This window comes from Pseudomonas sp. GM49 (genome assembly GCF_000282355.1).
GTDB lineage: Bacteria > Pseudomonadota > Gammaproteobacteria > Pseudomonadales > Pseudomonadaceae > Aquipseudomonas.
In genome coordinates, this window is the sequence record NZ_AKJL01000136.1 from 25,880 (window position 1) to 35,283 (window position 9,404).

Annotated in this window: 7 protein-coding genes; all 7 read left to right on the top strand. The window is 61.3% G+C overall.

Features of this window, described 5'->3' with window-relative positions:
* Nucleotides 1-14: 14 nt before the first annotated feature.
* Nucleotides 15-1,127, top strand: coding sequence for an aspartate-semialdehyde dehydrogenase (gene asd / locus PMI29_RS16200; RefSeq protein WP_007975660.1), 1,113 nt, complete (start codon nucleotides 15-17; stop codon nucleotides 1,125-1,127).
* A gap of 281 nt (nucleotides 1,128-1,408) precedes the next feature.
* Complete coding sequence (locus PMI29_RS16195; RefSeq protein ID WP_007997555.1) at nucleotides 1,409-2,419, top strand: aspartate-semialdehyde dehydrogenase; 1,011 nt, start codon at nucleotides 1,409-1,411, stop codon at nucleotides 2,417-2,419.
* A gap of 205 nt (nucleotides 2,420-2,624) precedes the next feature.
* Complete coding sequence (locus tag PMI29_RS16190; protein WP_007997557.1) at nucleotides 2,625-5,255, top strand: FimV/HubP family polar landmark protein; 2,631 nt, start codon at nucleotides 2,625-2,627, stop codon at nucleotides 5,253-5,255.
* A 302-nt stretch (nucleotides 5,256-5,557) separates the two neighbouring features.
* Nucleotides 5,558-6,382, top strand: coding sequence for a tRNA pseudouridine(38-40) synthase TruA (gene truA, locus PMI29_RS16180; protein WP_033052338.1), 825 nt, complete (start codon nucleotides 5,558-5,560; stop codon nucleotides 6,380-6,382).
* A 63-nt stretch (nucleotides 6,383-6,445) separates the two neighbouring features.
* On the top strand, nucleotides 6,446-7,072 hold the full coding sequence (locus tag PMI29_RS16175) for a phosphoribosylanthranilate isomerase (protein WP_007997562.1): 627 nt from the start codon (nucleotides 6,446-6,448) through the stop codon (nucleotides 7,070-7,072).
* Nucleotides 7,073-7,289: 217 nt separating this feature from the next.
* Nucleotides 7,290-8,210: an acetyl-CoA carboxylase, carboxyltransferase subunit beta gene (accD, locus tag PMI29_RS16170; protein ID WP_007997564.1), complete on the top strand. Its 921-nt coding sequence runs from the start codon at nucleotides 7,290-7,292 to the stop codon at nucleotides 8,208-8,210.
* Nucleotides 8,207-9,404 (top strand): bifunctional tetrahydrofolate synthase/dihydrofolate synthase (gene folC / locus PMI29_RS16165; RefSeq protein ID WP_007997566.1); only part of this gene is annotated, 1,198 nt, incomplete at its 3' end. The genes accD and folC, both read left to right, overlap by 4 nt.

Below are 9,404 nucleotides of genomic sequence, written 5' to 3' on the forward strand. Positions count from 1 at the left end.
AAGGTGTAGTTGCGATGAAACGTGTAGGTCTGATCGGTTGGCGCGGTATGGTCGGTTCCGTGCTCATGCAGCGGATGCTGGAAGAGCAGGATTTCGATCTTATCGAGCCGGTGTTTTTCACCACTTCCAATGTCGGTGGCCAAGGCCCGTCCGTGGGCAAGGACATTGCTCCGCTCAAGGACGCTTACAGCATTGAAGAGCTGAAAACCCTCGACGTGATTCTGACCTGCCAGGGTGGCGACTACACCAGCGAAGTCTTCCCCAAGCTGCGCGAAGCCGGCTGGCAGGGTTACTGGATCGACGCCGCTTCCAGCCTGCGCATGCAGGATGACGCGGTGATCGTTCTGGACCCGGTGAACCGCAAGGTCATCGACCAGCAACTGGACGCGGGCACCAAGAACTACATCGGCGGCAACTGCACCGTCAGCCTGATGCTGATGGGCCTCGGTGGCCTGTTCGAAGCAGGCCTGGTGGAATGGATGAGCGCCATGACCTATCAGGCGGCCTCCGGTGCCGGCGCGCAGAACATGCGTGAACTGATCAAGCAGATGGGTGCGACCCACGCCGCTGTCGCCGATCAACTGGCCGATCCGGCCAGCGCGATCCTCGACATCGACCGTCGTGTGGCCGAAGCCATGCGCAGCGATGCGTATCCGACCGAAAACTTCGGCGTACCGCTGGCCGGCAGCCTGATCCCGTGGATCGACAAGGAACTGCCGAACGGCCAGAGCCGCGAAGAGTGGAAGGCCCAGGCCGAGACCAACAAGATCCTCGGTCGCTTCAAGAGCCCGATACCGGTCGATGGCATCTGCGTGCGCATCGGCGCCATGCGCTGCCACAGCCAGGCGCTGACCATCAAGCTGAACAAAGACGTGCCGATCGCCGATATCGAAGGGCTGATCAGCCAGCACAACCCTTGGGTCAAGCTGGTACCGAACAGCCGTGAGACCAGCATTCAGGAGCTGAGCCCGAACAAGGTCACCGGCACCCTGAACATCCCGGTTGGCCGTCTGCGCAAGCTGAACATGGGTTCGCAGTTTGTCGGCGCGTTTACCGTCGGCGACCAGCTGCTGTGGGGCGCGGCCGAACCGCTGCGTCGCATGCTGCGGATCCTGCTCGAGCGTTGATCGTCTGAAGCAATGAAAGAACCCGTGCCTTGAAAGAGGTGCGGGTTTTTTTATCCCTGACAGTCTGAAGTTTATTGGTTGCCCATACCGGCCTCTTCGCGGGCAAGCCCGCTCCCACAGTGTTCGGTGTCGAGCGCAAGGTTTGTGTACACCACTGAAACCTGTGGGAGCGGGCTTGCCCGCGAAGGGGCCATCACAGGCACCACAAGGCCCGGCAGAATTGCCTGCATGCCACCCACCCGGTAAAGTGCCGCTCCCCCCGTTTCGCCAGAGGTAAAACCATGAGCCAGACCATTGATATTGCCGTGATCGGCGCCACCGGTACTGTCGGCGAAACACTCGTGCAGATTCTCGAAGAGCGCGATTTCCCGATCGGCACCCTTCACCTGCTGGCCAGCAGCGAGTCGGCCGGCAGCTCAGTACTGTTTCGCGGCAAGAACGTGCGGGTGCGGGAAGTCGATGAGTTCGACTTCAGCAAGGTGCAGCTTGGGTTTTTCGCGGCCGGCCCGGCGGTTTCATTGAGTTTTGCTTCCCGTGCGACCGATGCCGGTTGCTCGGTGATCGATCTTTCTGGGGCCTTGCCGGCCGAAAAGGCGCCGCAGGTCGTGCCTGAGGCCAACGCGCAGGTGTTGGCCGGCTTGAAAAAACCGTTTCAGGTCAGCAGTCCAAGCCCGTCGGCCACCACGCTGGCGGTGGTGCTCGCGCCGCTGATGGATTTGCTCGATTTGCAGCGCGTCAGCCTGACCGCCAGCCTGGCGGTATCGGCCCAGGGCCGCGAAGCTGTGAGTGAACTCGCCCGGCAAACCGCCGAACTGCTGAATGTGCGGCCGCTGGAGCCGAAATTCTTTGATCGGCAGATGGCCTTCAACCTGTTGGCCCAGGTCGGCAAACCGGATGAGCAAGGTCATACACTGCTGGAAAAACGCCTGGTGCGTGAGCTACGCCAGGTCATGGCGCGGCCTTCATTGAAGATTTCCGTCACTTGCATTCAAGCCCCAGTGTTTTTTGGCGATAGCTATAGCGTGACCCTGCAGTCCGCGAGTGAAATCGACCTGGCGAAAATCAATGCGGCCCTGGAAGACGCAACCGGCATCGAACTGGTGGAAGCCGGCGATTACCCGACCCCGGTGGGCGATGCGGTAGGGCAGGATGTGGTCTACGTCGGTCGGGTGCGCACCGGTATCGACGACCTGACGGAACTTAATCTGTGGCTGACATCAGATAACGTACGCAAAGGCGCCGCGCTGAACGCTGTGCAGCTGGCTGAGTTGTTGATTAAAGACCTGCTGTAAAAGATACTTTGCAACAATTTGTCGAATGATTCCGCGCGAGCCTATGCTTGCCGGAATGCTGAAGGCGAGCCACCCTGCAGGGCTTTCCGGGGCATCAATGAAATGACCGCGTGCGACGACCCTCGCCGTTGCGCGCAATGCCTTACGGCAGCGGCTATCAATACCTTCTCGCTGGCCGAGGAATGTTCAAACTAAGGATGAGCTAATGGTTCAAGTTCGCAAACTGGTGTTAGCAATAGCGGCCGCCTCGGCGCTGTCCTCCGGTATGGCGCATGCCCTCGGGCTCGGGGAGTTGACCCTGAAATCGACGCTCAACCAGCCGCTGGTTGCGGAAATCGAGCTGCTCGATGTCAAGGATCTCACCGCCGCCGAAGTGGTGCCGAGCCTGGCTTCGCCTGACGATTTCGCCAAGGCCGGTGTCGACCGCCAGGCGTTTCTCAATGACTTGACCTTCACCCCGGTGCTTAACGCCAGCGGCAAAAGCATCCTGCGCGTGACCTCCAGCAAGCCACTCACCGAACCCATGGTGAAGTTCCTGGTTCAGGTCATGTGGCCGAACGGCCGTTTGCTGCGCGACTACAGTGTGCTGCTCGATCCATCGAAATTCTCGCCGCAAGCCGCCGAGGCGGCTGCGCAACCCGCACCGACTTCATCCGTCGCCGCACCGGTCACCGGCGCGACCAAACCGTCCCAATACACCACCACGCGGCGCGATACCCTGTGGGAAATCGCCGCGAAAGCGCGTAATGGCGGTTCGATCCAGCAAACCATGCTGGCCATCCAGGCGTTGAACCCGGACGCCTTCATTGACGGCAACATCAACCGCTTGAAAACCGGCCAGGTGCTGCGCCTGCCGGACCAGGCACAGAGCACGAGCCTGGCGCAACCCAAGGCCATTGCCGAAGTGGCCGCACAGAACTCGGCCTGGCGCCAGGGTCGCCGTTATGTGGCGAAACCCGGTGCAGGGCAGCAACAGCTTGACGCCACCAATCGCGCTCGCACCGATGGTGCTCCGGCTCAAGCGGCCACCGACAAGTTGAGCCTGGTGTCTGCCGAGTCCGGCAAGAACCGTGGCAAAGGGGCTGCCGGAGATGCCAGGGCCCTCAGCAACAAGCTGGCGGTGACCCAGGAAAGCCTCGACACCAGTCGTCGTGACAACGCCGAACTGAAAAGCCGCATGGCCGACCTGCAAAGCCAGGTGGACAAGCTGCAACGCCTGATCGAGTTGAAGAACAATCAACTGGCCAAGTTGCAGGCCGAGGGCGCGAATGGCGCACCAGACGCCGCAACGGCTCCGGCAATGTCGGCCGAGCTGGCTCCCAGTCCGGCGGTAGCACCTGCTCCGGCTGAAACTGCGCCAGCGGCCACAGCGCCCGAGGCAACTCCGGCGCCGGCCGAGAAGCCCGTTGAGGCGACCTCGGGCACATCCGACGATCAGAAATTCAATGAGTTGCTGAGCAATCCGGTGCTGCTGGGCCTGGTAGGTGGCGGTGCGGTGATTCTGCTGCTCCTGCTGCTGTTGCTGGCGCGCCGCCGCAAAGCCCAGCAAGAAGCCGAAAAGCATCTGCGCATGGCCCGTGCCTTGGCCGAAGAACAGCCGTTCTCGGCCGATTTCGACTTGCCGGAAAGCAGCTTCGAAGGCCTTGAAGTTCCGTCGCCAAGCGTGAAGCTGGCGACTGCACCGACGCCAGCTCCCGCGCCAGCGCCGGTAATTGCTCCGGTCGTGATGACCACGCCGATCGCCGCGCCATTGGTGGCGCCGGCTGCCGAGTACTCCGACGACGTGCTGGGCCAGGCTCAGTCACACATCAATGCCGGCCGCCTGAACCAGGCTGCCGCGTTGCTGGAGGACGGCGTCAAGCAAGAGCCTCAGCGCAGCGACTTGCGCTTGAAACTGATGGAAGTCTACGGCCAGCAAGGCGATCGCGATGCGTTCGTCGGCCAGGAGCGTCAGTTGGTGGCCAATGGCGACAACTACGCCCAGGTTGAAAAGCTCAAAAGCCGCTTCCCGGCCATGGCGCTGGTGGCTGCCGGTGGTATCGCCGCAGCCGCCGTTGCTGCCGAACTGGACGCGCAATACGTCAAGGACCTGTTGCTCGATGAGCCGCAAGCACTGGCGCCAGAGCCAGAGCCAGTGCCGTTCGAGGATGACCTCGACAGCGCCTTCGACCTGAGCCTGGATGATCTGGACACGATTACGCCTGTGGCGCCTGCACCAGCACCAGCACCTGCACCGGAGCCTGAAGTGGCGGCGTTGCCGGATCTGGGAGAGTTCCCGCTGGACGACGATCTGAGCTTTGAGTCGGTGTTGCAGCAGCAGACTGAAATCAAGGAAAACCTCGACGACCTGTCGGACTTCGATCTTGACCTGGATCTCGGTGCGCAGCCGTCGCCGGCGATGCTGGCTGAAGACGATTTCCTTCTGGATCTGGATGAGGGAGTGAAGGATTTTCCAGTTGCCGAAACCCCGGCTGTTCCTGAGATCGCGCTGGATGATCTGGAATTGCCGGCCGATTTCGATCTGTCGCTGGCCGACGAAATGGACGCGCCGGATGCGTTCGCGGCAGAGCTGGATGATGTCAACGCCGAGCTGGAGAGCTTGTCCAACAGCATCGGCGAGCCGACCTTTACCGAAGCTGATGCTGCACTGGGTGACGATGATGACTTCGACTTCCTCTCGGGTACTGACGAAGCCGCTACCAAGCTCGATCTGGCTCAGGCCTATATCGACATGGGAGACAGCGATGGCGCCCGTGACATCCTCAATGAGGTGGTAAGCGAAGGCAGTGCCGAGCAGAAGAGCGAAGCCAGGGAAATGCTTTCACGCCTGGCTTGAGTGTTCGGTACGTTGTAAACAAAGCGGCAGCCCATTGAGGCTGCCGTTTTTGTTTGGCCGATGAATTGATGTCGTTTGCTGAGGCCTCTTCGCGAGCAAGCCCGCTCCCACAAGAGATCGGCGCCAGACCCGGATGCCGGGAACACCCGAAAACTCTGTGGGAGCGGGCTTGCCCGCGATGAGGCCGGAACAGTCAAAGGAGATCTCTCTGGCATCCCCGCCCAGCGGCCTTATAATGCCCGCCTTTGCGTACATCATCAGGCTGTCCCTCCTTGGCAAATATAGATAACCCGGCCGCCGAAATGGCAGCCGACGGCTTTTTCCGGATCGCGCTGGGCGTCGAATACAAAGGCTCGCGCTACCGCGGCTGGCAGCGTCAGGCGTCCGGGGTGCTCACCGTGCAGGAAACCCTCGAAAACGCCTTGTCCAAAGTCGCTGACTCACCCGTTTCGCTGATGTGCGCAGGGCGTACCGACGCCGGGGTGCATGCCTGCGGACAGGTGGTGCATTTCGACACCCAGGTCGAGCGTTCGATGAAGGCCTGGACCATGGGTGCCAACATCAACTTGCCCCACGACGTCAGTGTCAGTTGGGCCAAGGTCATGCCGGCGCATTTCCATGCGCGGTTCAAGGCCATTGCCCGGCGTTATCGCTACGTGATCTACAACGATCAGATCCGCCCGGCGCACCTGAACGAAGAAGTGACCTGGAACCACCGCCCGCTGGACGTCGAGCGCATGGCCGAGGCTGCTCAATACCTGCTCGGCACTCATGATTTCAGCGCTTTTCGCGCCGGCCAGTGCCAGGCCAAGTCGCCTATCAAGGAACTGCACCACCTGCGCGTCACCCGTCACGGCAAGATGATCGTGCTGGATATTCGCGCCAGCGCCTTCCTGCATCACATGGTGCGCAACATTGCCGGTGTGCTGATGACCATTGGCGCCGGTGAGCGTCCGGTAGAGTGGATGAAAGAGGTGCTGGAGAGCCGGATCCGGCGTTCCGGTGGCGTGACGGCGCATCCATTCGGGTTGTATCTGGTGCAGGTCGAGTACCGTGACGAGTTCGAATTGCCCGAGCGTTACATCGGTCCACACTTCCTGACCGGCTTCTCGGAACTTGACGGCTGACGCCCTCGAACGCTTTTGTTACCATCCGGGACTTTCCCGGATTTGTCTTGGAGTTGTATCGACATGTCAGCCGTTCGCAGCAAGATCTGTGGGATTACCCGCATAGAGGATGCGTTGGCAGCCGTCGAGGCCGGGGCGGATGCCATCGGGTTCGTGTTTTATGCCAAAAGTCCCCGTGCGGTGACGTTCCAGCAGGCGCGCTCGATCATCAAGGCGCTGCCGCCGTTCGTGACCACCGTGGGTTTGTTCGTCAATGCGAGCCGTTGCGAATTGGGCGAGCTTCTCGATGCGGTGCCCCTGGACTTGCTGCAATTTCACGGTGATGAAAGCGTGGCGGATTGCGAGGGTTGGCACCGTCCGTACATCAAGGCGCTGCGGGTCAAGGCGGGTGATGACATCGCAGCGGCCTGTGATGCTTATGCCAGCGCCAGCGCAATCCTGCTCGATACCTATGTCGAAGGGGTACCCGGAGGAACCGGCGAGGCGTTTGACTGGTCACTGATACCGCAAGGCTTGAGCAAGCCGATCATTCTGGCGGGCGGTCTGACGCCGGATAACGTCGCCGAAGCGATTGCGCGCGTTCGGCCTTATGCCGTGGATGTCAGCGGCGGGGTAGAGGCGAGCAAGGGCATCAAGGATCACGCAAAGATTCAGGCATTTATCAAAGCGGTACGCGGTAGCACCTGTTGATGTGACGGCTGGCAGACTGCCGCCGTCCACTGCACTGTACAAAGCGGATGCACTGCATACAGCAGGCAGATCCGAGGGTTTCTGGTTGCACGCAGGTCATGTTTCGCGCTGACCGTGGCAGTCCATCTACCCTCTTCGCACACATGAATTTAGCGCTAGGGCATACACGGGGCCGCGAACCAGAGCGTTCGGGCCGCCGGTACTGGAGAAAGAAAGCATGAGCAACTGGTTAGTAGACAAACTGATCCCTTCGATCATGCGTTCCGAGGTCAAGAAGAGCTCGGTGCCTGAAGGTCTTTGGCACAAATGCCCGTCTTGCGAGGCTGTGCTGTATCGTCCAGAGCTGGAAAAGACCCTGGACGTTTGCCCCAAGTGCAACCATCACATGCGTATTGGTGCCCGCGCCCGTATCGACATCTTCCTTGACGTTGAAGGGCGTACCGAACTGGGTGCAGACCTGGAGCCGGTCGACCGTCTGAAATTCCGCGACGGCAAGAAGTACAAGGACCGCCTGACCGCTGCACAAAAGCAGACCGGCGAAAAAGACGCGCTGGTGTCCATGAGCGGCACTTTGCTGGGCATGCCGGTCGTGGTTTCGGCGTTCGAGTTTTCCTTCATGGGTGGTTCGATGGGCGCCATCGTCGGTGAGCGTTTCGTTCGCGCCGCCAACTACGCCCTGGAAAAACGTTGCCCGATGGTCTGCTTCGCGGCTTCCGGCGGTGCGCGGATGCAGGAAGCGCTGATTTCCCTGATGCAGATGGCCAAGACCTCTGCGGTGCTGGCGCGTCTGCGTGAAGAAGGCATCCCGTTCATCTCCGTGCTGACCGATCCGGTCTACGGCGGCGTTTCCGCCAGTCTGGCGATGCTGGGCGACGTGATTGTCGGCGAGCCGAAGGCGTTGATCGGGTTTGCCGGTCCGCGTGTGATCGAGCAAACCGTGCGTGAAAAACTGCCGGAAGGCTTCCAGCGTAGCGAGTTCCTGCTGGAGCACGGTGCCATCGACATGATCATCGACCGTCAGGAGCTGCGTCCGCGCCTGGGCAATCTGCTGGCGCAAATGATGGGCCTGCCGACGCCGAAGTTCGTTGCTGCACCCGTCGAGCCGATTGTGGTTCCGCCGGTGCCAGCCAGCCTATGATCGAACGTACCCTTGGCGAATGGCTCGCCTACCTTGAACAGTTGCACCCTTCAGCCATCGATATGGGGCTGGAGCGGTCGCAGCAGGTAGCGTCCCGCATGGGACTGGGCAAGCCGGCGCCTCGGGTGATTACGGTCACCGGGACCAACGGCAAGGGCTCCACCTGTGCATTTGTGGCCTCCTTGCTGCGGGCTCAGGGCTTGAACGTGGGGGTTTACAACTCCCCGCACCTGCTGCGTTACAACGAGCGGGTACAGGTCAATGGCGTCGAAGCCACGGACACCGAGCTGTGCGAGGCCTTTGCTGCGGTAGAAGCCGGGCGCGGCGACACTTCCCTGACTTACTTCGAAATGGGCACCCTGGCGGCATTCTGGCTGTTCCAGCGCTCCGGGCTCGATGCGGTGGTGCTGGAAGTCGGTCTGGGCGGGCGTCTGGACACGGTCAACGTGGTGGACGCCGACGTGGCGCTGGTCACCAGTATTGGCGTCGATCATGCGGATTACCTCGGTGATACCCGAGAGTCCGTGGCCTTCGAAAAGGCCGGTATTTTCCGTCAGGGCGCGCCTGCGCTCTGCGGCGATCTGAATCCTCCACATCCACTGCTGGACAAGGCGCGCGAGCTCAATTGCCCGTTTTTCCTGCGTGGGCGCGATTTTGATCTCGGTATGACCGATCACAACTGGCAATGGCGCGGCGTCGATGCGCAGGGGCGTGCAGTCGAGCTGCGCGACCTGCCGCTGCTCGATCTGCCGATGGAAAACGCTGCGCTGGCGTTGCAGGCTTACTTGCTGCTCGGCTTGCCTTGGGTGGATGCGCAGATTATCGAAGCGCTGCGGGCAACGAAGGTGGTCGGTCGCCTGGATCGCCGCGAGTTCGAGTGGCAAGGCAAACGCTTGAATCTGTTGCTGGATGTGGGGCATAACCCGCATGCGGCGGAGTATCTGGCTCGTCGTCTGGCCGGTCGCCCGCCGGTCGGCAGGCGTCTGGCGGTGTTCGGGCTGCTGGCGGACAAAGACCTGGGTGGTGTTGTCGGCGAATTGAATGCTAGTGTCCAGCACTGGGCCGTTGCACCTCTGGATTCGCCTCGGGCGCGTTCGGTTGCGGATCTGCACGACGCGTTGCAAGGTCTTGGTGCTTCGGTCACGTCATACGAAAGTGTGGCGGCCGCCCTGGAAGGGCAGTGCGCGCAAGCCA